The organism is Calothrix sp. NIES-2100 (assembly GCF_963875285.1).
Classification (GTDB): Bacteria; Cyanobacteriota; Cyanobacteriia; order Cyanobacteriales; family Nostocaceae; genus Aulosira.
Window position 1 is genome coordinate 2,315,789 of record NZ_CAWNLA010000001.1, and the last position, 24,868, is coordinate 2,340,656.

Annotated in this window: 24 protein-coding genes; 12 read left to right on the forward strand and 12 right to left on the reverse strand. The window is 39.1% G+C overall.

The window, feature by feature from the left end; genetic code table 11:
• Window positions 1-117: 117 nt before the first annotated feature.
• A complete protein-coding gene (locus AACU32_RS09980) occupies window positions 118-1,371 on the forward strand; it encodes a competence/damage-inducible protein A (RefSeq protein ID WP_096599421.1) in 1,254 nt (417 codons plus the stop codon).
• A 219-nt stretch (window positions 1,372-1,590) separates the two neighbouring features.
• A complete protein-coding gene (locus AACU32_RS09985; RefSeq protein ID WP_096599422.1) occupies window positions 1,591-2,421 on the forward strand; it encodes a hypothetical protein in 831 nt (276 codons plus the stop codon).
• Window positions 2,422-2,480: 59 nt separating this feature from the next.
• Here the strand turns inward: AACU32_RS09985 and AACU32_RS09990 are convergent, their stop codons facing one another.
• The 6 genes from AACU32_RS09990 to AACU32_RS10015 form a co-directional block, all read right to left on the reverse strand.
• On the reverse strand, window positions 2,481-2,681 hold the full coding sequence (locus AACU32_RS09990; protein ID WP_339377722.1) for a type II toxin-antitoxin system VapC family toxin: 201 nt from the start codon (window positions 2,679-2,681) through the stop codon (window positions 2,481-2,483).
• A 46-nt stretch (window positions 2,682-2,727) separates the two neighbouring features.
• Window positions 2,728-2,925 carry a hypothetical protein gene (locus AACU32_RS09995; protein WP_339377723.1) on the reverse strand — a complete coding sequence of 66 codons (198 nt, stop codon included), beginning with the start codon at window positions 2,923-2,925 and terminating at the stop codon, window positions 2,728-2,730.
• Entirely contained in the window at window positions 2,913-3,152 is a 240-nt protein-coding gene (locus AACU32_RS10000) for a hypothetical protein (RefSeq protein WP_096599423.1), read from the reverse strand. The genes AACU32_RS09995 and AACU32_RS10000 overlap by 13 nt, the downstream gene beginning before the upstream one ends.
• 209 nt (window positions 3,153-3,361) lie before the next feature.
• Window positions 3,362-5,476 (reverse strand): M3 family metallopeptidase, encoded by a 2,115-nt coding sequence (locus AACU32_RS10005; protein WP_096599424.1) that lies wholly within the window; start codon window positions 5,474-5,476, stop codon window positions 3,362-3,364.
• Window positions 5,477-5,633: 157 nt separating this feature from the next.
• Window positions 5,634-5,846, reverse strand: coding sequence for a hypothetical protein (locus tag AACU32_RS10010; RefSeq protein ID WP_339377724.1), 213 nt, complete (start codon window positions 5,844-5,846; stop codon window positions 5,634-5,636).
• Window positions 5,847-6,166: 320 nt separating this feature from the next.
• The gene (locus tag AACU32_RS10015; RefSeq protein WP_096599426.1) at window positions 6,167-6,616 is read right to left on the reverse strand and encodes a hypothetical protein; all 450 of its coding nucleotides are present in this window, start codon (window positions 6,614-6,616) and stop codon (window positions 6,167-6,169) included.
• Window positions 6,617-7,190: 574 nt separating this feature from the next.
• Here AACU32_RS10015 and AACU32_RS10020 point away from each other — a divergent pair.
• From AACU32_RS10020 to AACU32_RS10030, 3 genes are all read left to right on the forward strand, one after another.
• Window positions 7,191-9,743 (forward strand): NACHT domain-containing protein, encoded by a 2,553-nt coding sequence (locus AACU32_RS10020; protein ID WP_096599427.1) that lies wholly within the window; start codon window positions 7,191-7,193, stop codon window positions 9,741-9,743.
• A 469-nt stretch (window positions 9,744-10,212) separates the two neighbouring features.
• Window positions 10,213-10,458 (forward strand): hypothetical protein, encoded by a 246-nt coding sequence (locus tag AACU32_RS10025; RefSeq protein WP_096599428.1) that lies wholly within the window; start codon window positions 10,213-10,215, stop codon window positions 10,456-10,458.
• Window positions 10,459-10,582: 124 nt separating this feature from the next.
• Window positions 10,583-10,825: a hypothetical protein gene (locus tag AACU32_RS10030; protein WP_096599429.1), complete on the forward strand. Its 243-nt coding sequence runs from the start codon at window positions 10,583-10,585 to the stop codon at window positions 10,823-10,825.
• Here the strand turns inward: AACU32_RS10030 and AACU32_RS10035 are convergent.
• Together AACU32_RS10035 and menD are read right to left on the reverse strand one after the other, a co-directional pair.
• The gene (locus tag AACU32_RS10035; RefSeq protein ID WP_096599430.1) at window positions 10,822-11,466 is read right to left on the reverse strand and encodes a tachylectin-related carbohydrate-binding protein; all 645 of its coding nucleotides are present in this window, start codon (window positions 11,464-11,466) and stop codon (window positions 10,822-10,824) included. The two genes, AACU32_RS10030 and AACU32_RS10035, sit on opposite strands and share 4 nt — an antisense overlap.
• Before the next feature lie 97 nt (window positions 11,467-11,563).
• Window positions 11,564-13,378, reverse strand: a complete 1,815-nt coding sequence (gene menD / locus AACU32_RS10040; protein WP_096599431.1) for a 2-succinyl-5-enolpyruvyl-6-hydroxy-3-cyclohexene-1-carboxylic-acid synthase — start codon at window positions 13,376-13,378, stop codon at window positions 11,564-11,566.
• Window positions 13,379-13,483: 105 nt separating this feature from the next.
• Between menD and folB the strand changes: the two genes are divergently transcribed.
• The 3 genes from folB (at window position 13,484) to AACU32_RS10055 (ending at window position 17,002) form a co-directional block, all read left to right on the forward strand.
• Window positions 13,484-13,852 carry a dihydroneopterin aldolase gene (gene folB, locus AACU32_RS10045; RefSeq protein ID WP_096599432.1) on the forward strand — a complete coding sequence of 123 codons (369 nt, stop codon included), beginning with the start codon at window positions 13,484-13,486 and terminating at the stop codon, window positions 13,850-13,852.
• A gap of 962 nt (window positions 13,853-14,814) precedes the next feature.
• On the forward strand, window positions 14,815-16,107 hold the full coding sequence (locus tag AACU32_RS10050; protein WP_096599433.1) for a GGDEF domain-containing response regulator: 1,293 nt from the start codon (window positions 14,815-14,817) through the stop codon (window positions 16,105-16,107).
• Window positions 16,108-16,441: 334 nt separating this feature from the next.
• Window positions 16,442-17,002, forward strand: a complete 561-nt coding sequence (locus AACU32_RS10055; RefSeq protein ID WP_096599434.1) for a sugar O-acetyltransferase — start codon at window positions 16,442-16,444, stop codon at window positions 17,000-17,002.
• A 7-nt stretch (window positions 17,003-17,009) separates the two neighbouring features.
• On the opposite strand, the gene AACU32_RS10060 is transcribed toward AACU32_RS10055, so the two are convergent.
• Window positions 17,010-17,390, reverse strand: coding sequence for a calcium-binding protein (locus tag AACU32_RS10060; RefSeq protein WP_096599435.1), 381 nt, complete (start codon window positions 17,388-17,390; stop codon window positions 17,010-17,012).
• A gap of 576 nt (window positions 17,391-17,966) precedes the next feature.
• Here AACU32_RS10060 and AACU32_RS10065 point away from each other — a divergent pair.
• Complete coding sequence (locus tag AACU32_RS10065) at window positions 17,967-18,458, forward strand: TerB family tellurite resistance protein (RefSeq protein ID WP_096599436.1); 492 nt, start codon at window positions 17,967-17,969, stop codon at window positions 18,456-18,458.
• Window positions 18,459-18,937: 479 nt separating this feature from the next.
• On the opposite strand, the gene AACU32_RS10070 is transcribed toward AACU32_RS10065, so the two are convergent.
• Entirely contained in the window at window positions 18,938-19,510 is a 573-nt protein-coding gene (locus tag AACU32_RS10070) for a pentapeptide repeat-containing protein (RefSeq protein WP_445223170.1), read from the reverse strand.
• A 1,152-nt stretch (window positions 19,511-20,662) separates the two neighbouring features.
• Between AACU32_RS10070 and AACU32_RS10075 the strand changes: the two genes are divergently transcribed.
• Both AACU32_RS10075 and AACU32_RS10080 read left to right on the forward strand, forming a co-directional pair.
• Window positions 20,663-21,922 carry a proton extrusion protein PcxA gene (locus AACU32_RS10075; RefSeq protein WP_096599437.1) on the forward strand — a complete coding sequence of 420 codons (1,260 nt, stop codon included), beginning with the start codon at window positions 20,663-20,665 and terminating at the stop codon, window positions 21,920-21,922.
• A gap of 26 nt (window positions 21,923-21,948) precedes the next feature.
• Window positions 21,949-22,737 (forward strand): SDR family oxidoreductase, encoded by a 789-nt coding sequence (locus AACU32_RS10080; protein ID WP_096599438.1) that lies wholly within the window; start codon window positions 21,949-21,951, stop codon window positions 22,735-22,737.
• Between the two features lie 80 nt (window positions 22,738-22,817).
• Here AACU32_RS10080 and AACU32_RS10085 read toward each other — a convergent pair whose 3' ends face one another.
• Window positions 22,818-23,744, reverse strand: a complete 927-nt coding sequence (locus AACU32_RS10085; RefSeq protein WP_096599439.1) for a cation diffusion facilitator family transporter — start codon at window positions 23,742-23,744, stop codon at window positions 22,818-22,820.
• A gap of 241 nt (window positions 23,745-23,985) precedes the next feature.
• On the opposite strand from AACU32_RS10085, the gene AACU32_RS10090 reads away from it, so the two are divergent.
• The gene (locus AACU32_RS10090) at window positions 23,986-24,150 is read left to right on the forward strand and encodes a hypothetical protein (protein ID WP_339377725.1); all 165 of its coding nucleotides are present in this window, start codon (window positions 23,986-23,988) and stop codon (window positions 24,148-24,150) included.
• Window positions 24,151-24,288: 138 nt separating this feature from the next.
• Here the strand turns inward: AACU32_RS10090 and AACU32_RS10095 are convergent, their stop codons facing one another.
• On the reverse strand, window positions 24,289-24,834 hold the full coding sequence (locus AACU32_RS10095) for an NADPH-dependent FMN reductase (protein ID WP_096599440.1): 546 nt from the start codon (window positions 24,832-24,834) through the stop codon (window positions 24,289-24,291).
• Window positions 24,835-24,868 lie beyond the last annotated feature (34 nt).

A 24,868-nucleotide genomic window follows, 5' to 3' on the forward strand; every position in this document is an offset into this window, starting at 1 on the left:
TGATATTCCTTAAGTCTCTCCCCGTTGCGGGGAGAGTAATGGAAGTGAGGTTCTTGAGAATATGTCGAACTGACGTTAAAGTTATAAATTTAAAATCTAAATCTAAATCTAAATCTGATGAGTGCAGAAATTATTTGTGTTGGTACAGAAATGCTGTTAGGAGATATTCTTAACAGCAATGCCCAATATTTAGCGAAACAATTAGCCCAACTAGGTATTCCCCACCACTATCAAACCGTAGTCGGAGATAATATCGAGCGACTAAAGCAAGTTATCGAAATTGCTAGCTCAAGGGCGCAAATTTTGATTTTTACAGGTGGTCTTGGCCCCACCCCAGATGACCTCACCTGCGAAACCATTGCTGATTTTTTTGGTGCGCCTTTGGTAGAACGTGCCGAAATTATCGAAGATATGACTGAGAAATTTGCCCAACGCGGCCGGGTGATGAGCGCTAATAACCGCAAACAAGCTTTGATTCCCGAAGGTGCAGATATTTTACCTAACCCCACAGGTACAGCGCCGGGGATTATTTGGCAACCCCGTCCAGAAGTCACAATTTTAACCTTTCCCGGTGTGCCATCGGAAATGTATCGGATGTGGGAAGAAACAGCAGTACCCTATCTCAAAAGCCAAGGCTGGGGTCAAGAAATCATTTACAGCCGCAGTTTGAGGTTTTGGGGAATTGGTGAATCTGCTTTGGCTGAAAAAGTCGCCTCTTATTTTGACTTGACTAATCCCACGGTGGCACCTTACGCAGGTAATGGAGAAGTTAGACTGAGAGTTTCTGCTAAAGCTTTGTCGGAAGCAGCAGCAGCAGATTTAATTGCGCCGATTGAACAAGAAATCAAAGAAATTGCTGGCTTAGATTATTACGGTGTTGATAATGATACCTTAGCCGTAGTCGTTGGGAAGTTATTACAGGCATCGGGAGAAACGATATCAGTAGCTGAATCTTGTACTGGTGGCGGATTGGGGCAAATGCTGACTGATATTTCTGGTAGTTCGGAATACTTTTGGGGTGGGGTAATTTCTTATGACAACTCTGTGAAAGTAGGTTTGCTGGGAGTTAACCCAGAGGATTTGGCTAAATTTGGCGCTGTAAGTGCTACTGTTGCCGAACAAATGGCACTTGGAGTCAAAAACCGCCTTTCTACGACTTGGGGATTAAGTGTAACTGGAATTGCAGGCCCAACTGGCGGGACAGATACAAAGCCTGTGGGTTTGGTTTATGTCGGTTTAGCTGGGCCTAAAGATGAAGTCACCAGTGTTGAGTATCGGTTTGGCTCAACGCGGACTCGTTCTTATATTCGCTATGTCAGCGCCTGCGGTGCATTGGATGCGCTGCGGCGGAAGTTATTGACAAGGGATTAACGCGATTTACTCACTATTTAACATTAGCCGTCACCCTTGATGGGTGACAGCTAGTCGTCCTGATTTATCATTTCCTTCTGCTCTTAGTCAATTCTTAATTTAATCTAATAATCTATAAGTATATAAGTAAACTTTACTACACTAGTTTGCAAAGAATATTTATCAGCTTTTTGAAAACTCAAATCAAGCCGACAATATGCTTTAATTACTGGAGAAATAATGAACCGAGAAAAAGTTATATCTAGAGAATATAAAATTCTGCTCAAAAAAGACTCGTTTGCTGGTGATGAGCAACAACTATTGAAAGCTGCCAGCGATTTTTGGCAAGCATTTACGCAGGTTATCAATAATAATAATCTTGTTATCAAGACAGATGGTAGTTTGTCAAAGATTGCAGACACGCGAATCATTAAATTCTATGACACTGATCAACGTCTCTTACATGAAAACGATTACATATTGCGTGAGAGATACAAAGTTGACAATGACAATGATAACAAGGAAGTAACTCTGAAATTTCGTCATCAGGATCGTTACATTTCTCAAGCGCGCAACATGAGAACTGGCTCGCCAGATAAAGGAAAAACGAAATTTGAGGAAGACATTAAATCTCCCTTTACAGTGTTATACAGCTTCTCGACTACGCAAGAAATTTCTCCTAATGAGAATTTGAGTAGAATGCAAGATGCTGCACGATTATATCCAGGCTTACCAAGTAAGCTGATTCATTACTTAGAAAAGGAAAAAATTAAAGTAGTAGGAGTTCCTGTACGTGAATTACTAGTCAAAGGAGCGAGATTCCAGATTAGAAAAGACCCTGAGCTATATTCTGAGTGTGCTTTGATTATTTGGTATAACGACAGTGGCGAACAACACAAACCAGCAGTAGTCGAGTTCAGCTTTAAATATGGTGATAAAAATGAAGACTACAGTGGAAAAATGGCTCAACGGTCTTATGATTTATTCCAAGGACTGCAAAAAGAACTAACGTCTTGGGTAGATCCTAACTCTATGACAAAGACAGCTTACATCTATAGCGTTTCTAATTGAGTTGTAAAGAAAACCTTTTGTCGCCTTCTTTTGTTTAATTAGTACCACTATTTCTAGTTTCAAGATGCTAGTATTTCGCTGAGAATAACGACAAGTAAAGCGGGAACATTACGAAAACCTTGATCGTTAGTAATAAATTGATTGCAGCTAACAGATAAAGCCGTTGCAGCATGAATAGCGTCTGGTGTTTTGAGGTTAGTTGTAGCCCAAAGATTAGCAGCTTGTCGCAGTATTGATTGACTAATCGGTATTAGTTGCATTGCCGATGAAATTAAAAGCTGCTCATAAGCGTTAATTAAAATTGAGTTAGAATTTCGCAGAGTGTAGAACCAAAGTTTCCATCAAAACTAATTCACTGCTAACAATTCCAATTTCTGCTGCTTGTAGTTTTAACCATAGAGGTGCAAGCAGTGGAACATACTCAGGAAACTTCTCAACGCTATAAATAACAGTTGACGTATCTACATATACCAAGTTAGAAGCGGGAATATTTAGCGTTCCCATGATTCCCGTTCCTCTTTGAGATACTTGTCTACTTCTTCGGTAGTTTTGAAAAGCTGTCTCCCTGGTAATTCGTTGAGAATATCTACTGCTGAACGCTTTTTGGGTGCTACTTTTTCTGGCAAAATCACAAATACATCAACGCGATCGCCAATCTCAGCCTCTGGAACTTGAATTTCTATTTTGTTTCCTGGTAAAACTTTGGTTGTGATCCGTAAAGCTGATTGCATGGGTTTTACCTCAATATTTCTGAATGATTTAGGGGAGATTGTTGTTTTCTCTATTGTCCTATAGTCTATAGAGAGCGGCGATGCTTAGACCCGGAGCGGCTTGTCGTAGACATCGCTTATTTATTGCTCCCATCGTCATTATTTATTAAATCTGCAAGGGTGCGTTAGAACTCATGTCCATAACGCACCCTTGTATCACAGAAGAAGTGCTAGTTAGCTGAAGCTGTAGCTGCTAAGCCATTGTGTCTCAGCAAGGGAGTGGTACTAGGTTCACGTCCCCGGAAGGTTTTAAACACTTCCATCGGGTGTTTACTACCACCAAGGGCTAGGACTGTATCCCGGTAGCGTCTACCTGTAACTTTGATTGCTTCTTCGTCTTCTAGTCCAGCTTCTTCAAAAGCGGCAAATGCATCTGCACTCAGGACTTCAGCCCATTTGTAACTGTAGTAACCTGCGGCATAACCCCCACCAAAAATGTGCCCAAAAGCACACAAAAACGAATCTTCTGGGAGTGGTGGTAAAACGGTGGTAGTTTTGGCAATGCGTTGGCGGACATCGGCTGGGGTTTCATTACCACCAGGGCGATAGCGTGAGTGTAGTTCTAAATCTACACTGCTAAAGTGGAGTTGCCGCAACATCCCACTACCGCTCATATAATTGCGTGCTGCTATCAGCTTTTGATAATAATGTTCTGGTAGCGGTTCACCTGTTTGGTAATGTTTAGCCATGCCAAACAAGGTAGGTTGCTCATAACACCAGTTTTCCATGAATTGGCTGGGTAGTTCGACGGCATCCCATTCGACGTTATTTATACCTGCTGCTCCGGTATAATCCACTTTGGTGAGCATGTGCTGCAAACCATGTCCAAATTCGTGGAATAAGGTTTCTACTTCATTGAAGGTCATTAAGCTGGGCTGACCATCGATGGGGGGAGTTTGATTACAAATTAAATATGCTACAGGTAAGCGGACGCTAGTTACACCATTTTCGATTATTCTACCACGATTGATGCAGACATCCATCCAAGCACCACCGCGTTTTTCTGCTGGGCGACTGTAAGGGTCTAAGTAGAAGTAGGCGATGGGCGCACCGGTTTCATCGGCAATTTGGAAATAACGGACATCTTCATGCCATACTGGGGCTTGACCATCGGCGGGAGTGACGCTAACGCCAAATAGCCGTTTCACTAATCCAAATAAGCCGTCTAGTACTTGGGGGAGGGGAAAGTAAGGACGTAATTCTTCGGCTGTGAAGGCAAATTTTTCTTCTCGCTGGCGTTCCGCCCAAAAACCAATATCCCAGTGTTTTAAATCAAGAGCTTCTTTTGCTCCTTTAGATAAAGCAAAGTCTTTGAGTGCGGCTAAATCTTTCACTGCTGCATCATAACTGACGCGACGCAGTTCTTCGAGTAGGGCTTCGACTGCTTCGACATTGGGAGCCATTTTACTCGCTAGGCTTAATTCCGCAAAATTTTTAAAGCCGAGTAAACCTGCAAATTCTTGTCGCAATTCTAAAATCCGCTCAATGAGGGGATTATTATCTAAATCACCGTCAGCAGCACGACTAATAAATGCTTTGTACAGCTTTTCGCGCAAATCGCGTCTGGTACTGTGCTGCATAAAAGGCCCGTAACTGGGGAAATCTAACGTAATCCGCCAAGGGCCATTCTCTGGTGTGGCATTTTCTTCACCAGCTGCACGGGCGGCTTGGGCTGCTAGACTGAGTAAGCTTTGGGGTAAGCCGTCGATTTCTGCTGTGCTGGTGAGGGTTAAGCTAAAAGCTTTGGTAGCATCTAAGACATGGTTGGAGAATTTGGTGGAAAGTTCTGCCAATTCCAGTTGAATGGCGTTGAAACGTTCTTTTGCTTCTCCTTGTAAACCCACACCAGAAAGTTCCGCATCCCGAATTGCCGCTTCGACAATCCTTTGCTGTGCTGATTCTAAGCTGTTCCATACCTCACTGCTACGGAGAGCTTTAAAAGCATTGTAGAGAGGTTGGCTTTGTCCGAGTTTGGTGAAGAACTGTACTACTTCTGGTTGTACTGCTTCATGAGCTTCACGCAGTTCGGGACTATTTTTTACACCCATTAAATGGTTGACTATCCCCCAACTCCAAGACAAGCGTTCTGTAAGTTTGTCTAAGGGTTCTACTAAACCACTCCAGGTAGGCTGTACACTAGTTTCTAACTTGGTAAGCTCGGCATCCAGTTCTGCTAGCAGCTGCTGGAAGGCTGGTACTACTTGCTCTGGTTGAATTTCTGTAAAGGGTGGTAAGCCAGCACCTTTAAGTAGGGGATTGTGAGAAATAATGGCATTTGCATTCATAATGGTGTGTGAGATGCGATCGCTATCGGCAATAATGATTTCTATTTATATATCTCTAATGTAGCGAAATGTAGCGATCGCCGCGCCATTTCGGAGCTAGCAGCAGATATCACTAGCTGTATAATTTTGGTGAGCGATCGCTACATTCATCAAGATGTTATTCTTGTGGCAGTTGAGCCTGAGATTGACTATCTACTTCGGGCGATGGTAAGTCAAGCACACAGCGAGGATAACCATCAATGACTACGCTAAAGTTAAAAGGTGTCACTCGTAAAGAGACTTTCCCATCAAATCCTAGCAGCATAGCCAAAAAACTAGTCAATAAAACAGTATATAGAAAAATCCAAGCGTTGCGTTGTGGGCGATTCACAGAGTTCATCCTTTTGATTGAGTAGGTGAGTGAATCCCTACGCCCAAGTTATGCCAACAGCCAAACAGTCAAAGTAGATGCGTTAGTGATAAAATATGAGTAGAGAAAAAATTAGTTAGTTGGCTCGAATCTGTAATTATTAACTTGGGTTCGGGCTTTTTCATTGGCGATTCGGAAATTATCCAGAATCGCAAAAGCCGTTAATCGTTGTACTACTGTTGTGCATACTAGACATTTCGTCCATATTTTCAGCATGACCCTGATTGTTAATTTGATAGATGCTTAGGGTGGGATTGGCGATCGCCTACTGTAAAATAGATCTAGTTGTGAGCCAAAATCCAGTTTCGCAGCCTGTCAATCAGTTCACTTTGATTTCTCGCATGGTTTCCCATCACTTCAATCGCTGCAATTAGGGTACTTTGATCAAGCTGATTACCATGTAAGGATTTGCTCCACGAACTCAGGGTATTAGTAACAAATCTAATTTCCACCAATAAACCTAAAAGCGACTGACTAGAAGCTTCTGAAGAACGATACCCGTTTAGCAATTGATCTAAAAGTAAACTTTGCATGTGAGCATTCTCCTCGATATGTGCCAAGGCGATACGTTTCATCTTGTTATCCAGCCGTCCTCGACTTAAAAGTTTCAGAGCAAAGTTGATTTCATTCACCCTAAATTTCAATTGCTCGCACATTGAACAATTAAATTCATTGAAGCGCTTATTAATATGATCGGTTTCTACCTGAGGGCTGATTTTGCTAGTGTTCATAGTATTCATTTGATAACAAGCGGCATTAATTTAGAAATTTGCGGTAAATTGCGGCTATATGCCTTCCTCTTGCCATCTTCAAGTGTTTTTTATTTCCTGTCCAGTATCTTTAGACGTAAAAAGCTGAAACCACCCGCCTTCAACTAGAGGAATTTGAGCAAGTAGCGATGTCTGTCCAGCAGCCAGAAACAAAAGCGTTAATAAAACTAGAATTTTTGCCGGAAATCATTTTGAAAGTAATTAGATATACATTATTCTTGATTAATTTTATGTATTAATCACAATAAAACTTTGTGGATGCTAATAACGGGCGCTAAGCATATTCACAACGCTTTGTACCTCTTTGTAAAGTAAAAATAAAAGTCAGTCTAGAGATGAGAGCTAAATAGTAATATAAATATTTGTACGCTAAAAGACAGCAGACAATATCTAGAGAAACCGACAAAATAGACAAAAAGAAGTTTAATAATCAATGATCAAACTTTTAGCGATGATAGTTTTAACATTTACCCAAGCAATTAGCTCTAGTTTCTAGAATACTCAAAAATTACCAAGCATAGTAGAGGGGATAGAAATGACAGCAATCATCATCGCTCAAAAAATCTGGGAAGAATTAAAGCAAGCTTATATAGAAAAATTTGGTGGTTCGCCAAAGCTACTGATTACTGAACTGAATAATGTTTATCAAGATAAAACCAACAGCTTTAAAGATGTAATATCAGATAAAACTATTCGGAATTTTTTTAATAGTAATGAACCAATCAAGATGCAAGAAAAAAATCTGAACTTCTTGTGCGGTGTATTATTAGGATGCGAAAGTTATCAACAAGCGTTAAGACAACAAGCTGCTTTAGAGCAAGGCGAACAACCAGATCTCGATAGCGAGACAGATTGGGTTGCAGATTATCAAGAATATATCAGGGCAAAGTGTAGCACAATGAAAGTGCTGACAATGACTCAGCCTGTGCAACTAGATAGTATTTATGCCAATGTAAATGTTCTCGAAAGTGTTCAAGCCAAGCACCAAAAAACAATTGAAGAATTGCGTTTGAACTTATCTAGCGATTTCAGATTTAGTCGTCTGAATTATCGGGTAAATGGTCAAAATATGGCAGCTTTTGATGCAGTGAAAAAATATCGCCAGCTGCTTGTTTGGGGTAGTCCAGGAGCAGGTAAGACTACATTTTTGAAACATTTAGCAATGTCTGCTGCAAATTTAGCAAATCAACCTACTCCCGTTTTAATTTCATTAAAAGCATTTGCAGACGCAGAAGACAAACCCAACCTGATTGATTTTATCGCCAGAGAATTCATTCAATTTGTTTCTCAGCCAACAGAAATTGTCCAGCAGTTACTAGGTTTAGGTCGCTGCTTAATTTTGTTAGATGGATTAGATGAAGTTGCAGAACTAGAAAGCAATCGCATTTATCGTAACATTAATACTTTAGTAGAACAATATCCCAAAAATATCTTTGTATTAACTTGTCGTTCTGGTGCTTCAGATTATACATTTGAACATTTTACGGAAGTAGAAATCGCGGATTTTAAGGAAGCTCAAGTTTTGCTTTTTGTCAAACAATGGTTTGAATTGTGCCAAGAACCAGATTTAGCAGCTAAATTTTTAGCAGAATTAGAAAAAAACAGTTCTATTAAAGAGCTAACCACAAATCCGTTGCTACTGACTATGTTGTGTTTGGTATTTCAAGATAACTATGATTTTCCGAGAAATCGCTACTTACTAACTGAGGATGCTGTAAATATTCTTTTACGCAAATGGGATGCTAGTAGACGGATAGATCGGAATGCAGTTAATAAATTTAACTTACCATATCAACGCAAAATCAATTTGTTGAGTCAGATAGCTTATACAGCTTTCAATCAAGAACCACAAAAGTATTTTTGGCTGCAAAGAGAGTTAGAAAGAGTAATTGCGGATTATCTCGAAAATATTCGCGAAATTTCTCCAGAAACCCTGACTGATGAGAGTCAAGAAATTTTAAGAGCAATTGAAGCTAATCACGGATTACTCGTTAAGCAATCCCAAGATTTTTACTCATTTTCTCATCTGACATTTCAAGAATATTTCGTTGCACATCATGTAGTGGAAACACGAAATACAGAAGCTTTAAACGAAGTTATCCAACAGCATTTAACCAAGCGTCAGTGGCGAGAAGTATTTCTGATGATTGCTGGAAGATTGGCAAATACTGATGATTTTTTCAAAATGATGTTTTGGCAAATTAATATGCTTGTGGCAGGAAATAAACCTCTACAAGATATGTTGATGTGGTTAGATAATGTAACTACTTTACATGGTGTAAAATCTAGTTCCTGGCGAGCATTTTATTTGTTTGTCGATCAGGTATTTGAATTATATAGCAATTTACAGACAAAAGTTGATTATAGCTTAGCACAAGAACTGGCTGTTACTTTAAGAGCAATAAATAAAGAAAGAAACAGCATTCATCTGCGTTCAATACTATCTGATTTTGCTTTTGATTTAGTTAACTTTCATGCACAATTGATTGCTCATAAAACTCAGGAAAAGGGATTTGAATCTCAAAACTTAAGTCCCCTGCTGAAACAAGAACTTCCTGCTAGCGACCAACTTATGACAATGCCTGAACTACGAACTGAAGTAAGTTTGGTTGATAAAAATAGTGGCTTAATTTGTATCACTAACTCAGAAGATAAAAATCTTCCTCAAGCATCGCAACAACTGCAACCAAATTATTCTTTTGTGCAAATTCATCATAGCAGCGAGGATGGATATAATCAGAGCAATGATGCTGCCGATCATCAAAATTATATTAATGAGGATTTAGCAGAGTTTCTAGTTTTCTTAAAAGAAAGCTTACCTGATGAGCAAGCACCAGAATCAGATGTCCTAGATTGGGCAAATAGATTGCGCTCGGCAATGAGATTATATTTAGATATTGGCTGGAATGACGTTAAATTTACCCAAGATGAAGTTAAGACTTTGAAAGATTATTTCTACGCTAATATTGTGCTACTTAAATGTATTCAAAGTGATAGTTACTCAACGAAAGAGTTACGCAACCAAATTATTGACCATCTGTTACTGCCCAGTCAACGGATTCCTTCAGCATTGTTAACTGTTAGCTAGGTAGAAGGCAGACTGAGCGAAGTCGAAGTGTGCAAGGTATTGCCCAGATTACATCTTACTACTCAGGGCATGGTGTTGGCTTCTTGGGTTTTACAGCAGTCTTCACGTAGTTTAACCACACTCTCAGGGCACAGCAGTGCTCATACGTGTCAACTTAACGTGAAACCCTCTGTGTGACAAGGTTTTGCCCTCACCCCCAACCCCTCTCCCTCAGGGAGAGGGGAGCCAGAGATTAAATTCCCCTTCTCCCTTAGGGAGAAGGGGTTAGGGGATGAGGGCGTGGGGATTTGTACAACGCGCGCCCTATATAGCTTTTAGCTTAAGTTGACACCAATGAGCAGTGCTGTGCCCCTACGCACATGTGGTCTATTTACCTGAAAATAGCTGTAATAAGTAAATAAACATGATATAGCGGTTCTCACTTGGATGCTATACAACCAAGGGCGGGGAAACCCCACCCCTACAAGCTTTGCGATTTAAAACTGTACTTCACCGCTCCGAAAACCGCTATATAAAACGCGATCGCATTTTCACCACAGAGTTGCTGGTGGTGACTACAGAGTTGCTGGTGGTGACCACAGAGTTCTTGGTGGTGACCACAGAGTTCTTGGTGGTGACCACAGAGTTCTTGGTGGTGACCACAGAGTTCTTGGTGGTGACCACAGAGTTCTTGGTGGTGACCACAGGAGAAGTTAATGCTTTTTCTCCCTCCTAACCCTGATCTCCAACCGCCCACCAGCCAGAATTATGTATGTTCTTTTCCGCTGCTTGCCGGAATTTACCATTTAATACTATGATAATCAGGTACATTACAGCAGTTAAAAAAATTGCTACTTTTTATGGGACAGCAAGTTAAAAAAGTATGTCAGCTTAAACTGGGTGGACAGTGGAAAGATGGCTGTTGTACTGATAATCCACCAGTGGACAATATTTCTCTCAAGTTTAATGCGTTAGCGAAGCTTACCGTTCGCGTAGCGGACGCACCAGAAAGTATCGCATCTGCTGTTGAACAGTCTCCGATTGCACCAACTAAGTCACAGCAAGAGTTACACCTGGATACGCTGGGTAGTGCTTACTGTTAATCGTCACCAGCGAATACTTGTTTAAAGTCCCAACCGTTACCTATTTGTACTCCTTGAATAGACCAAGTAGGTGAGCCATCATCAATCCCCGTATGCTTATAAAAAAGCATATCTCCATTCGATTTGATGGCGTAGATAGCACCATTATCACCTGCAAATACTTGTTTAAAATTCCAACCTGTACCTATTTGTACTCCTTGAACCGACCAAGTAGGTGAGCCATCATCAATCCCCGTATGCTTATAAAAAAGCATATCCCCATTCGATTTGATGGCGTAGACTGCACCATTATCACCTGCAAAGATCTGTTTAAAGTCCCAACCGTTACCTATTTTTACTCCCGAAATCGGCCAAGTTCTTGAGCCGTCATCAGTACCTGTATGCTTATAGAAAAGCATATCTCCATTCGATTTGATGGCGTAGACTGCACCATTATCACCTGCAAAGATCTGTTTAAAGTCCCAACCGTTACCTATTTTTACTCCCGAAATCGGCCAAGTTTTTGAGCCGTCATCAGTACCAGTATGCTTATAAAAAAGCATATCCCCATTCGATTTTATTGCATAGATTGGGGTTGCTAATGCAGAAAATGACCACAAACTTAAAATCGCCGAGATGGCTAATGTATTTAAAATTCTCATTGCCTTTCATCATCCTTAGGGTTTGAAAAATCTGTCCTGGCCAAAGATGAAGTTTTTGCAATTATCAAATAATTCAGGAGCAGATATCAAATTTTAATTACATTACTTTACGGAGGTTAATATTCGTCGCCAACTGCTGTAAATTTTCCCTTCGCCATCTAGCATCGTTTTGGCGATTTGTTCTCACTTCCAAAACCCGAATTCCTTGAGTTGGGAGTGGGTTTAATTTTTGTTGCAACTGCTCCCAAGTAGACATCAATTCATGCTCTACATTATAAGTAGCGCATAACTGGGCAAAATCAATATCCTGGGGAGTGCCAAAAAACTCTTCAAAGGGTGGGTCAAATTTGGCAATGGGTAACATCTCAAAAATCCCCCCACCATTGTTATTAATTAACAAAATTGTCAAATGTCCGACAAACTTGTTGCGGATTAAAAAACCATTGGTGTCATGCAACAAAGCCAAATCTCCGGTTAACATCACACTACTTTGCTGGCGATGGGCGATTCCCAAAGCGGTGGATAATGTGCCATCAATACCATTAGCACCCCGGTTAAAATGCGATCGCACTTCTAAATTATTTGGTTGCCAAAAAAATTCCACATCCCGCACAGGCATACTGTTGGCAATAAATAAGGGCGTTCCTGGTGGTAAAATCTGGGAAAGTAACCAAGCAGCTTTACCTTCAAATAACTCTGCCATTGTCCCCAAAGTTTGATCAACAGCCACCCTGACTTTAGCTTCTGCATGACACCACAATTGCAAATATTCTGGGAGTGATGCGGGAGTATTTTCTACCTTGTCCCCCTCATCCCACTTTTGACTTTTGACTTTTGACTTTTGACTTGATATGTCCCCCAATTCTGCAATCGAAATTCGCAGGTGAGTTGTTCTCCCATGCAATGGATCAAGATTTTGGTCGCTCTTATCGATTACCCAGCGTCGTGGTTGTGTATTATTTACCCAAGTTCGCAGTTCTTTACTGGTAGGCATTTCTCCGACTTGAATTACCATTTTTGGTGCTAGCTGTTTGGCTAATTGGGGATTTCGCAGAATCAGGTCGTAGGTAGAAATTAAATAAGGGTTGAGGTGGGCATAATTTCTCAGGGGGGAGAGTCCCTCAGCCAGAACAGGCCATTTTAGAGTTTGGGAAAGTTGGGCGATCGCTCGACAATAATCTTGGGGTTGCTGTGGTTGGGCAACACCAGCGATAATAATTCCGCGATCGCATTGTTGCCATTCATCGGGAATGGGGAATGGGTACGGGGCAATGGGGAATGGGAAAGTATTTGTTAGTCCAGCAAAAAATTCTTCAAATTTCAACTGAGATTGTAAATCACTCAAGTCAATTCCATCCGGAATCGGTGCTAAGGGGTCACGTAAGGGAATATTGAGATGTACTGGCCCTGGTGTGGGGGTTTGTGTCCGTTCCCAAGCATGAATTATTGTTTGTCGCAGATAGCCCAGCATTCCCATATCTGGTGAGGGTAAAGCTAATTCTGTCTGCCAGTTGGGATATCCACTATACAATTTAACTTGATCGATAGTTTGCCCAGAGTGACAATCCCGCAATTCTGGTGGTCTATCAGCAGTTAATACCAAAAGAGGTACGCGACTTTCCCTAGCTTCAATCACCGCCGGATAAAAGTTAGCCCCTGCTGTTCCCGAAGTACAAACCAGTACTACAGGTTTTCCACTGGCCTTGGCTTGTCCCAAAGCAAAAAAAGCGGCGGAACGTTCATCAAGAATCGATATGACTTCAATATCAGGTCTTTGTGCAGCAAAGGCCACTGCTAGCGGTGTAGAACGTGAACCTGGACAAATAACAGCACAAGCCAACCCTAGGCGCTTGAGGGTCTGAGTTAAGATATCAGCCCAAAGTTGATTAACATTGCTATAAGCGATCGACATTCCAGCAAACAGAGCGATAAGTACATCGTCAACTACTCAAGCCTATACTGCAACGGGACAAATCCAGCTAAAATCCAGAATGCTTTCATTCGCACTCTGACTATTATGGACTGCATTCATTTAACGGCAATTCGTGGCTATGGCTACACAGGGTTTTTAGCTGAAGAACAGGTTTTAGGACAATGGTTTGAGGTAGATGTCAAGTTATGGCTGGATCTGAGTACTGCGGCTGCTTCAGATGCGATCGCAGATACTATAGATTATCGCCGTGTGATTAGCTTGGTGCAAAACCTGATCAAGACATCCAAGTTTGCTTTAGTGGAAAAGCTAGCCGGCACAATTGCCGATTCTATTCTCCAACAGAGCGATCGCGTTACACAAGTCCAAGTTATTCTCACTAAACCAGCCGCACCCATTCCCGACTTTGGCGGCAAAATTAGTATTGAATTGACAAGAACTAAGCCCAATACCTAAATCACATTAATAGTCAATAGTCAATGGTCATTGCTCATTGGTCATTGGTCAAGGTTAATTACTCTGGACTATTGACTTTGTACTTTGGAATAAAAAAGAGTTATTTTTTAACTATTCTTTTTCCCGCTTAACATTTCCTAATCCGGATTTTTTCCCAAAATATTTGATACATTTGAATATAATTTTTTTATTGCTTTTAGTATCAAACATTCATCTTTTTATCTTTACATAATGGCATCTAAATTTAGTATAAAAATATACTAAATTTAGAAAAAACTCTGTGAAGTTGCCAAATTAGCTACATTAACATTGTTAAACTAATCATCAAAAAACCTCACCCAGAAAGAGATGAGGTTTTTGTCTGTAGGGGCGGGTTTATTGAGATCATCGTTGATCAGCTTTGATATCTGTAAACCCGCCCTTACAGTAGTAAATATAGATTTATACAGTCCACAAAAAAGTATTCAATCAGTTTAAAAACAGTTGACAATTAGGGATTGAGCAATGGGCTTTACCTCTACAACTGACTTATGACACAGGAAGCCTGGTAAAAGGTGTAGCAAAAAAAATCACCAGACTTGAAACAGCCAAGAAAAATTTGATGTTATTTCTAAAATGGCGGTTTTTTGGTTACTATATCAACATTTCAATTCTGGACTCTCTTACGTAAATCCCGCATACATTTGTGCTTTTTATGATTAAAGATTGCCAAATTGCCAAATTAAGTCTTGTGTTTTTGATAATTGTATGGGAATTTACATTTAAAAATATTATCTTGCGTTATTAACTGGATATTGACTGTATCCGCAAAAGAAAATTTATGTAAATTGAAAACTTAGTTATTATTTTACTCTAGGCACTACACAGCTCTATTATAGATTGATTATTATAGGATTATTGATTTTCAGAGTGAGTCGAGACTGAAAACAAAATCTGCACCTTAGCCAACAGATTAGTCTAACATGTTCGCCCACAAAATCCTAGTTGTTGAGGACGAAAAGATCCTAGCTTTTGATATAAGAAATAGTTTGCAGAAGTTAGGATATTCTGTTCTAGAAATTACTGCTTCTGGTGAAGAAGCCATCAGAAAAGTAGCGGAGGTAAATCCACATTTAGTATTAATTGATATCTGCTTAGCAGGGGAAATTAATGGTATTGAAGTTGTGGATATTATCCAAAACCATTTCCACATACCCGTTCTATATTTAACGGAGTATTCAGCAGATATGAAACCAAATAAACAGCGACTAAGTGAGCCTTTTAGCTATATTCTCAAACCATGTGCCGAAAAAGACTTACATTTTGCCGTCGAAATGGCTCTTTACAAGCACCAAATGAACAAAAAATACGAAGAAGAAAACCAGAGACTCACAGCAATTATTAACAGCATGGGCTGTGCCGTAGTAGTAACCTATGCTAATGGGACTATCCAAATGATGAATCCAGTAGCAGAAAGCCTCACAGGTTGGAAGCAAGATGAAGCCTATGGCAAGGATTTAGGAGAAGTTGTAAACTTAATTGACAAAGATATGGATGAAGTAATTGATAATTTAGCCGCACAAGCAATAGAAGCAGGTGAAGTTTTGAGTTTACCGGATAACTGTAACCTGCTGGCTAAAGACGGCAAAATCATCCCAATTGGCGATTCTGTGGCACCTATCCGCGATGTGGATGGTAATATCAGTGGTGCGGTTTTAGTGTTTCAAGATATTACTAAACGCAAACAAACAGAAGCGCAACTGCTACGCAATGCTTGTCACGATCATTTAACAGCCCTACCCAATCGAGTTTTGTTTATCGATCGTCTCAGACAAACAATAGAACGTAGCAGACGGCGAAATGATTATAATTTTGCAGTTTTGTTTTTAGATTTGGATGGCTTTAAAGAGATTAACGATCGCTTTGGACACACAACAGGCGATGATTTTTTAGTAGCGATCGCTCGACGTTTAGAGTCATGTTTACGCAGTGGCGATACTGTAGCTCGATTTGGTGGTGATGAGTTTGCTGTACTCATAGAGGATATCAAAGACGTTACAGACGCTACTAATGTAGCTAAACGCATTCAAGAGTCTTTAAGCGAACCACTTCAGCTCAATGGAAATCAGATAATTCCGACTGCTAGCATCGGGATTGCTTTGAGTAGTCATGGTTATGAAGAGCCACAAAACCTGATCCGGGATGCTGATATTGCTATGTACCGTGCTAAGCGCCAAGGAAAAGCTCGTTATGGCGTATTTGGATTCAATTTTTAGTCTTCAGTTGTGAGCTATTGGTTTTTTCCATTAATCACAGAAGCAACAAATATATATTTGAATCCGCTAAAATGTCTACTCAGCCTTAATGGTGATGATGACATTTGAACCTCTGCGGCAAATTCCATCATCAATAGTGACTCCACCATTTGCAATTTAGCTCTCTATTCAGTTATCAATAGAGAAGTATTTAGATTAACTGACGTATCTACCATTTACTGGGCTAGATTGTCATAGCTAGCTTATGTATCATGTAATCAGCAGCAAAATCTAAAAAGATTTTGAATTTATTCTCTGCTATCAATCCTATTGAATTGAATCGAAAAATTCTGTGATGGAAAAAACCGAAAAGCAAAAAATGCTCTCCGGCGAGTTATATTTTGCAGAAGATGCAGAACTAGTAAGCGATAACAAACGAGCCTGTCGTCTTTTGCGAATGTATAACGCTACAACCGAAGAACAGCCGGAGGAAAGGCGGCTAATTATACAAGAATTATTCGGGAGAGTAGGAAAAAAAGTATCGATTGTACCGCCATTTCACTGTGATTATGGCAGTAACATTTATGCAGGCGATAGATTATATATGAACTATGGTTGTGTCATTTTAGACTGCAATACAGTTCATATTGGTGATAATGTCTTATGCGCTCCTCATGTGCAGATATACACCGCCTACCATCCTACCGAACCAGAGATTAGGCTGACTGGCAAAGAATTAGCCGCTCCAGTTAAAATTGGTAATAATGTTTGGATTGGCGGCAGTGCAATTATTTGTCCAGGTGTAACAATTGGTGACAATACCACTATTGGTGCTGGTAGTGTAGTTGTCAAAGATATACCGAACAATGTTGTTGCTGCTGGCAATCCCTGCCGTATTATCCGGCATTTATCCTAAAATTTGCTTAAAATTTGTATCCTCTAGCCAGCCAATATTGCCAATCTGCAAGGGCTTCTTGGCTTTCTTCATCAGCATCAATTGCTTCTATTTCCGATAGCCGTGCCGAATACACATCATCTTCTTTGCCATTAATATAGGCTACCTCTACAAACATATCTTTTTCACACTCATCATCAGGAGCCATTCCCAAAACTTCAACTTGTTTTTCTTGGGGTGATGATGATTTGCGCCCCTTTTTTGTCCACTTGGCGATAAAGGGAAAGTTGACAGCCTCTTCTAGGTAGTAGTACCAAGCCATCGCCCTGTCTTCTTTGTCTTCAGCATCGGCAATGATTTCCGTTTTAATGCGATGCTCGCGAATTGCATCCAGTTCAACACTAGGCATAAGATCCAGACTTGCGTAGGATTATTTTTGAACTATGTATACTACCTTTTTGGCGATCGCCTGTCAATTTTTAAATGTTGTCTGTCCCAATCGCCAAATCAGCGAGTCATAGAAATATATCAAATTTTGCTACTTTATTCCATAAAATCAGGAATCTCCCTTGTTTAAATCTGATTGCAAAGTTTGGTGAAGAGTATCTTATGTTTATGCTTATCTTGTTCAATTTGTCAAGCTCAGTTTATACAAAATTAAATGAGCTTACCCAGAAATTGCAATAATCCCAATTATTTTGCTTAAATGTCTTAACTGTCTACTTATAAATATTTTAAGTGTCTTAACTGTCGTTGCATTTTATCTTTAATATTGAGAAGATAAAAATGACTTCAACAAAGTCATACATTTAGAAAAATCAAACAGCATAAGTTCAAATTAATGCTCAATAGTCTGAAACTAAAAAGTTTTGGACTGCGGAAATTTTTCTCATGTTAAGTATGCAGTTGCATCTCAAGATCTGGCAGTAAATAAAGAGCGCTTCTGCACAACACTAAACTATCAACAAAAACAAAGAGGTAATTTATGAGCAATATCACCGAAGCAGTACCAGCTTCAGAATATATGAAAAAGAACTTAGGTATTTCCGAAGCTCCATTGGAAGCATACCTAAACTACGGATATGCATTGCTCGCTATTGCAGGGGCTGATGGAGTGGTTTCAGAAGCCGAATTTAACTGGTTAATCAGTCATCAACGCTTGGTTGGCGCTCCAGAAGAAGTCGTTGAGAAATACAAAAAATTTGACTACAAAAATGCTGATTTAGAAAACTTACTGAGTAAAATTACAGTTGATGTTGATACTTGGTCAAAATCAAGAACATTGCTGTATCATGCAATTCAAATGGCTCGCGCCGATAATGATTACTCAATTGAAGAGCAAAATGCTGTTAAAAAAGCAGCTAAACTTTTGAAAGTTGAAGACGATATTGCGCTTGCTCTCAACAGGTTGGTAGATACAGAAGAAGCAGTAACTGCATTACGCAAGGCGCTAATACAGACTGACATTTTAGCTTAACTGTTAGCTGCAATCAGGCTTTCAACGCCTCTCTCCGTTTCTCTTAGAGGTTTGGAGAGGGGTTATAACCCACATTCCGCACCCAGAACTGTCACAGCGAAGAGATTGGGTATCAACTTCTAGGTTTGGCTGGTGTGGATTGCATTTCTTTGTATTATTGGTAGTGGATAGTGCGATCGCTAAAATTGACCGAATTTTAGATTTTAAATTTTAAATAATGGAAGTGAAGATTCACCGAATTGTAGATTTTAAATTTTGGATTTTGGATTGGGAATAAATCTAAAATCTAAAATCCAAACTCTAAAATTGATGCCACCGAATTTATTCGGGTAATAAATCCACGCATCCAAAATCTAAAATTTATTGATAGGTTCCCCTGACTTGATTACTGGAGTCAATCTAAAATCTAAAATCTAAAATCCAAAATTGTTTGACGGTATTTTGGGTCATAGTAATCGCATGGTTTTTACAATCGGGAATTATTGATGGATAAAGCCATCAGGCATAATTGTACCCGTCATGAATGTTTCACTCATATCTGTGGCATTGAGATTCGCTCCTGTCAAGTTCGCCTCACTCAAGTTGGCTTCGCTTAAGTCAGCCCCACTTAAATCCGCCCACTGCAAATCCGCTTTCCACATCCTCACTCCACCCATTTTGGCTCCACTCAAATTAGCACCCTGCAAATTTGCTGCACTCATTGAGGCCATATGCAAATTAGCATCACACAAGTCTGCATCATTTAAACATGCACCACTGAGGTCTGATTCATTGAGATTAGCAGTTGTTAGCGCCGCTTGGCGTAAGTCAGCTCCACTCAAAATTACTTCCGATAAATTCGCTCTCGATAGTTTTGCACCTCTGAGATTTGCTTGACTTAAATTAGCCCCACTTAAGGATGCACCACTGAGGTTAGCACCTTGGAGGTTAACTCTACCAAAATCTACACCTCCCAAGTTCGCTCCCCGCAGGTCTGCTTCTGGCAATTCTATGCCGTTAAAGCTTCTTTCTCCTGCTGCATATCTAGCTAGAAGTTCTTTTACATCCATCATTGTTTAGTTCTCAGTAACTTAGTGTTAATACTTACTTTTTCTGTACCTAACATTTCAGTTTCAACAACAGAGCAAAGCTACAACACGCAGCTAAATTAACTAGATTATTAATGCTGAAACTAATTGCAAAATCTTTGAGCAGCAAGAAATTAAGGCTGATTTAGGTGATAAATTCAGCTAAATCGCTCAGGTATTACAAGTGAAGATTATCGGCCAAGAGCAAGCGTAACATTGATTGATTTGATTGACGCTCTACTAAGTTTCAGAGATTCTCACACAACAGACGCTTTAGCAAAGATAGATTAATCTAAATTAACCATTACTCCTCATTTTTGGTGATTATGAGTTAAATGAATCATAGCATTCTACAACCCTCAGCCAATAAATATTTAAAATATAATAACTAATATGATTGCTGTTGTTATGTAATGCAATCTTCTGTAAAGAATAGAAGTTTTAATAAAAAATATTATATATCCTTGACAATTTATATATTTCTTGCATGGCTATTTATTTAAATTTTTGTAGTAGCGCTGCTCAAATTATAAAAATAATATCACATATAGTAATCCTAAATGATTTATGAAATATTTCATAAAGGTTTGTTGACTGTTGACTGTTGATAGTCAACAAACCTTTATGCAAAGTTTGACAACTGCTACACGGATTGCTATAAGAGTTTTATTTGCTTTGTCAAAATCAGTAGGCTTCAGATACCTGACTTCTTAAATCAAAAAGGGAGATGGTTGCAGAGAATGATTTAGGATTGCTATAACATTCCTATTTGAGTAGTGATTTTACTGCTCTAGGCAGTTAGCAATCACCAGTAAATTTATTAAATAATCATTTATGATTGCTATATCATTAGCGCTTAACAATGTTACCGTCATAAAGTTGACACAAAATTTACACATGATAGCCATACTAGTGAAATACAAATTTAAGAAAACGTAAATATTAAACCATGTATACTATAAATAATAGTATTAGCTGAAGTTCTATGTATTCCAGATAGCAATCCGGTTTGATTTTTGCAAAACCTACCTATTCTGAAAGCTTCGGGTTAGTGTAAGTAATACCTATGTGGAGTTCAAAAATAAAATTATAGCCTTATAGCCTTATATATTAAATATATAAATTCCCAGAAATGCTATGAAATATTCATTTTTCCAAAAACTTAAATACCAAATTAGCAAATTGACCCAATGGTTTGTAGATACACCCGAAAGATCGCTTTTAGAAGCTTACAAAGCGGCTCAGGTAATTAGAAACATTGAAATTGAGCATTTTGGTAATCAAAGAATTTCCGCTGCTTCAGGAAATTATACTGAAAATGTCATGTCTTATTGGCAAAGTTACCTGAATAAGAATTTAATTATAATTCAAATTAGGCTAACAGAATTTCGGCTAAGTCGCTCGATGTTAAATATTTCTCAGAGTGAGATTTTAGAACAGCTACAGTTTATTGATGATGTAATATCTAAGTATCAACCAAGACCAGAACAAATTATTAACCGTAACCCAAGGGAAAATTTATCACCGCTACCAATTAATAATCAAAATAATCACAAAGTTAATCCATCTGATATTAAAATTCCTCACGTTCCTCCCGTAACTCAGAAAACTGGATTTTTACCACGTTCTTTAGGTAGGACAATTAATAGAATCCAATCGGATTTGTCTCCGCAAGCAGAAGCAGAATTTATCAGAAATTATCAGCTTACCCAAAGACGGACAAGAATTGCACTGAGATTTTTCTTGATTTTAATTCTCGTGCCACTTTTAACTCAAAATATTTCTAAGCAATTATTGATTCATCCTATAGTAGAAAGAGCTAGAGAAGAAACAACCGCTCAAATTTTTCTGAATACAGAGATGGAAGAGAAGGCTTTGAGCGAATTGAAGACTTTTGAAAATAGGCTGAAACTGCAAAGTCTATTACATGAAGCCCCAGTACTTTCTGTTGAGGAAATTCAAGAACAAATTCGTGATAAAGCTATTGAGATAGCAGAGGAATTTAGTCATGAAAGTAATAGTGCCATCAGTAATATATTTGCTGATTTACTTTCGCTAGTTGCTTTTGGCATTGTAGTTGCCATGAGTAAAAAAGAAATTGTAATTGTCAAGTCTTTTTTAGATAATATTGTTTATGGTCTGAGTGATAGTGCTAAAGCTTTTTTAATTATTTTATCTACAGATATATTTGTCGGATTTCACTCACCACATGGATGGGAAGTACTACTAGAAGGTTTAGCAGAACATTTGGGGCTACCAGCGAATAGAAGTGCAATATTTCTCTTTATTGCCACATTTCCTGTGATTTTAAATACTATATTCAAATATTGGATATTCCGCTATCTCAGCCGTTTATCTCCTTCAGCATTAGCTACGTTGAAAGAGATGGATGAGTAATTGATAATAATAAATGGTGTAGATCAATGCTTTTTCGTGATAAAGTTGTTTGGATTACTGGAGCATCCTCTGGTATAGGTGAAGCATTAGCTTACCAATTTGCAAATCAAGGTGCAAAGTTAATTATTTCCGCAAGAAGAGAAGATGAATTGCAGAGAGTTAAACAAAATATCAGCAGCGAATGTTTGATTCTTACTCTTGATATTACAGACTCTACATCATTAGAAACAGCAGTAAATGCTGCGATAAAGCATTACAACAAAATTGATATTTTGGTCAATAATGCAGGTATCAGTCAACGTTCTTTAGTGGTTGATACCCAAGAGTTAGTTGACAGAAAAATTATGGAGATCAATTATTTTGGTACTATCAATCTTACTAAAAGAATTCTGCCATATATGATTGCCAATGGTGGTGGGCAAATTGCGGTTATTTCCAGTATTGTTGGTGCAATGGGCTTTCCATTACGTTCGGCTTATGCAGCATCAAAACACGCCTTACATGGTTTTTTTGAAACATTACAATTGGAATTAAAGCCTGAGCATAATATTTTTATTACCATTCTCTGCCCTGGAAGAATTAAAACCAATATTTCCTATAATGCTTTAAATTATGATGGCAGTTTATATGGAAAAATGGATGCAGGACAAGAAAAAGGTATGAGTGCTGATATTTGCGCTCAAAAAATCTTAAGAGCTATTTCTCAAAAGAAGCGAGAAGTATATATTGGTGGTACGGATATTTTACTAGTCTATTTTAAAAGATATTTACCCAGATTATTTTATTGGATAGCTAGCAGAGTTAAGCCAACATAATTCGTAATTCGTAATTCGTAATTCGTAATTACAAAAATCAGATTTTATCTGAGGTTTTATATCCAACTAACACCTAGCGGTTAGACTCTATGGTGAGAAGCCAAAGCACAAGTTTGATTAGAATCGCCAACTTCTATTTGTAAAGTCGAATGTTCGATACCGAAATGGTCGTGTAGTTCTTTGCAAGTCTGGATGAGAAAATCATCACCGGGATGACCATCAGGAATTACTAAATGTGCAGTCAAGGCTGTTTCAGTTGTACTCATAGCCCAAATGTGTAAATCGTGAATTTGGGTAACACCAGGAAGTTCGGATAAATAAGTTTGCACTGCTAGAGGTTCAATATTTTCTGGTACAGCATCTAATGCTAAATTCACGGCATCTTTTAATAATTGCCAAGTTCCAACTACTACAACTGCAACAATTATCAAGCTAACAACTGGGTCAAACCACAGCCAGCCGGTGAAAATAATCGCAATACCAGCTAATACAACTCCCAAAGAAACTCCCGCATCAGCAGCCATGTGTAAAAATGCGCCGCGAATGTTTATGTCATGTTTGCGACCTGACATAAACATTAAAGCAGTGATGGTGTTAATGACAATTCCTACCATCGCCACAGCAATGACTGTACTTCCGCCTACAGATGCAGGGTTACTAAAGCGTTGGACTGCTTCCCATGTAATTCCGCCCATAACTAATAAAAGCGCGATCGCATTGATCAAAGCCGCTAAAATTGAAGAACGCCGCAGTCCATAAGTATAGCGTTGGCTTGGCGGTCGGCTACCTAAAAAGCTGGCTCCCCAAGCCAGTAATAATCCTAAAACATCACTCATATTATGCCCTGCATCAGCAAGCAAAGCCAGAGAGTGCGCTAAATATCCATAAACTACTTCAATAATTACAAATCCCACATTGAGGATAGTACCAATCATGAAAGCGCGGCTGTAGTTACTAGTACCATGTTCATGATGATCACTGTGATGATGATGATGATTATGTGCCATCTTTGATACCTAAATAACAGCCTACTTCTTAATATTAGTTTGCAGAATATTTGTGCTAAGCGCCACTAATTTAACTTAACATTAATCTTCTTTTTGAAATAGGAAGAAAAAGAAAATTTGCCATCCGTATAGCAGAAGTTAAAGACAATCATCGCCATTATTTTCTTAGATAAGAGTATTGATTATTGGCACCGCAAATGCTCTGACACCAAGAAATATGATGAAATGATGAGGATGAATCATGAGTAACTTGGGATATGCCAGTTTGTTTATCGTTATGTTGGCAGCATTGTTAGCAGCGATCGCGCAAATGGGGATGGCATTAGACGAAGCAGATATTGGGCGCTTTTCTATTTGGACTGGTATTGCTTCTGTAATTGCTGGTTTACCGATGATTTTGTGGTAATTAGCGTTAATAGTCAATAGTCAATGGTCATTTGTCAATGGTCAATGGTCAATGGTCATTTATCAAGGTTAATCCCTCTGGACTATTGACTCTGGACTCTGGACTCTGGACTATTGACTATTGACTATGAGTAAAAATTTAACTTACTCCTCGCAGTTTGCGAGTATTATCAACTAAACTCTGCGCAAATTCGTCAAAGCGTTGGGAGAGTTTTTCATCTGTGAGTTTACCTTCAGGACTGAAAGCAGCCCAGGCTTGTCCAATAGCAATTTGTTCAGGAATTACCCAACCATGTACCCAACGAACAATTAACCGGAGGTCATTGAGTGCGTTACTATTTGACTGTCCCCCCAAGACGCTAATCAGTCCAGTCACCTTACCAGACAATTCATCAAAGCTCAATAAATCTAGTGCATTTTTCAGGACACCACTAACACCGCCATGATACTCAGGTGTGGCTAAAATTATACCATCTGCATTAGTCACAATATCCTTCAGGCGCTGAACGTCTGGGAAATCTGGATATTCTTTACCACCGTTACAAAATGGTAGCTGCAACTGCCGCAAATCAAGAATTTCTACTTCTCCACCCAATGCTTCTACCCTTTGTGCTGCTAGTTGTAAAGCAATCTGGGTATAGGAGTTGGGTCTTAAGCTACCACCAATACCAACAATTTTCACCATAAATTCACCTACAAAGTCAATAACAAAATTTACT

Coding starts and splice junctions, on each gene's coding strand:
- AACU32_RS10005 (WP_096599424.1), bottom strand. CDS start 5,476: ATGAATGCAAATGCCATTATTTCTCACAATCCCCTACTTAAAGGTGCT.
- AACU32_RS10015 (WP_096599426.1), bottom strand. CDS start 6,616: ATGAACACTAGCAAAATCAGCCCTCAGGTAGAAACCGATCATATTAAT.
- AACU32_RS09985 (WP_096599422.1), top strand. CDS start 1,591: ATGAACCGAGAAAAAGTTATATCTAGAGAATATAAAATTCTGCTCAAA.
- AACU32_RS10075 (WP_096599437.1), top strand. CDS start 20,663: ATGAAATATTCATTTTTCCAAAAACTTAAATACCAAATTAGCAAATTG.
- AACU32_RS10090 (WP_339377725.1), top strand. CDS start 23,986: ATGAGTAACTTGGGATATGCCAGTTTGTTTATCGTTATGTTGGCAGCA.
- AACU32_RS10080 (WP_096599438.1), top strand. CDS start 21,949: ATGCTTTTTCGTGATAAAGTTGTTTGGATTACTGGAGCATCCTCTGGT.
- AACU32_RS10020 (WP_096599427.1), top strand. CDS start 7,191: ATGACAGCAATCATCATCGCTCAAAAAATCTGGGAAGAATTAAAGCAA.
- folB (WP_096599432.1), top strand. CDS start 13,484: ATGGACTGCATTCATTTAACGGCAATTCGTGGCTATGGCTACACAGGG.
- AACU32_RS10035 (WP_096599430.1), bottom strand. CDS start 11,466: ATGAGAATTTTAAATACATTAGCCATCTCGGCGATTTTAAGTTTGTGG.
- AACU32_RS10065 (WP_096599436.1), top strand. CDS start 17,967: ATGAGCAATATCACCGAAGCAGTACCAGCTTCAGAATATATGAAAAAG.
- AACU32_RS09990 (WP_339377722.1), bottom strand. CDS start 2,681: ATGCAACTAATACCGATTAGTCAATCAATACTGCGACAAGCTGCTAAT.
- AACU32_RS09995 (WP_339377723.1), bottom strand. CDS start 2,925: ATGGGAACGCTAAATATTCCCGCTTCTAACTTGGTATATGTAGATACG.
- AACU32_RS10000 (WP_096599423.1), bottom strand. CDS start 3,152: ATGCAATCAGCTTTACGGATCACAACCAAAGTTTTACCAGGAAACAAA.
- AACU32_RS09980 (WP_096599421.1), top strand. CDS start 118: ATGAGTGCAGAAATTATTTGTGTTGGTACAGAAATGCTGTTAGGAGAT.
- AACU32_RS10055 (WP_096599434.1), top strand. CDS start 16,442: ATGGAAAAAACCGAAAAGCAAAAAATGCTCTCCGGCGAGTTATATTTT.
- AACU32_RS10030 (WP_096599429.1), top strand. CDS start 10,583: ATGGGACAGCAAGTTAAAAAAGTATGTCAGCTTAAACTGGGTGGACAG.
- AACU32_RS10060 (WP_096599435.1), bottom strand. CDS start 17,390: ATGCCTAGTGTTGAACTGGATGCAATTCGCGAGCATCGCATTAAAACG.
- AACU32_RS10070 (WP_445223170.1), bottom strand. CDS start 19,510: ATGATGGATGTAAAAGAACTTCTAGCTAGATATGCAGCAGGAGAAAGA.
- AACU32_RS10050 (WP_096599433.1), top strand. CDS start 14,815: ATGTTCGCCCACAAAATCCTAGTTGTTGAGGACGAAAAGATCCTAGCT.
- menD (WP_096599431.1), bottom strand. CDS start 13,378: ATGTCGATCGCTTATAGCAATGTTAATCAACTTTGGGCTGATATCTTA.
- AACU32_RS10085 (WP_096599439.1), bottom strand. CDS start 23,744: ATGGCACATAATCATCATCATCATCACAGTGATCATCATGAACATGGT.
- AACU32_RS10095 (WP_096599440.1), bottom strand. CDS start 24,834: ATGGTGAAAATTGTTGGTATTGGTGGTAGCTTAAGACCCAACTCCTAT.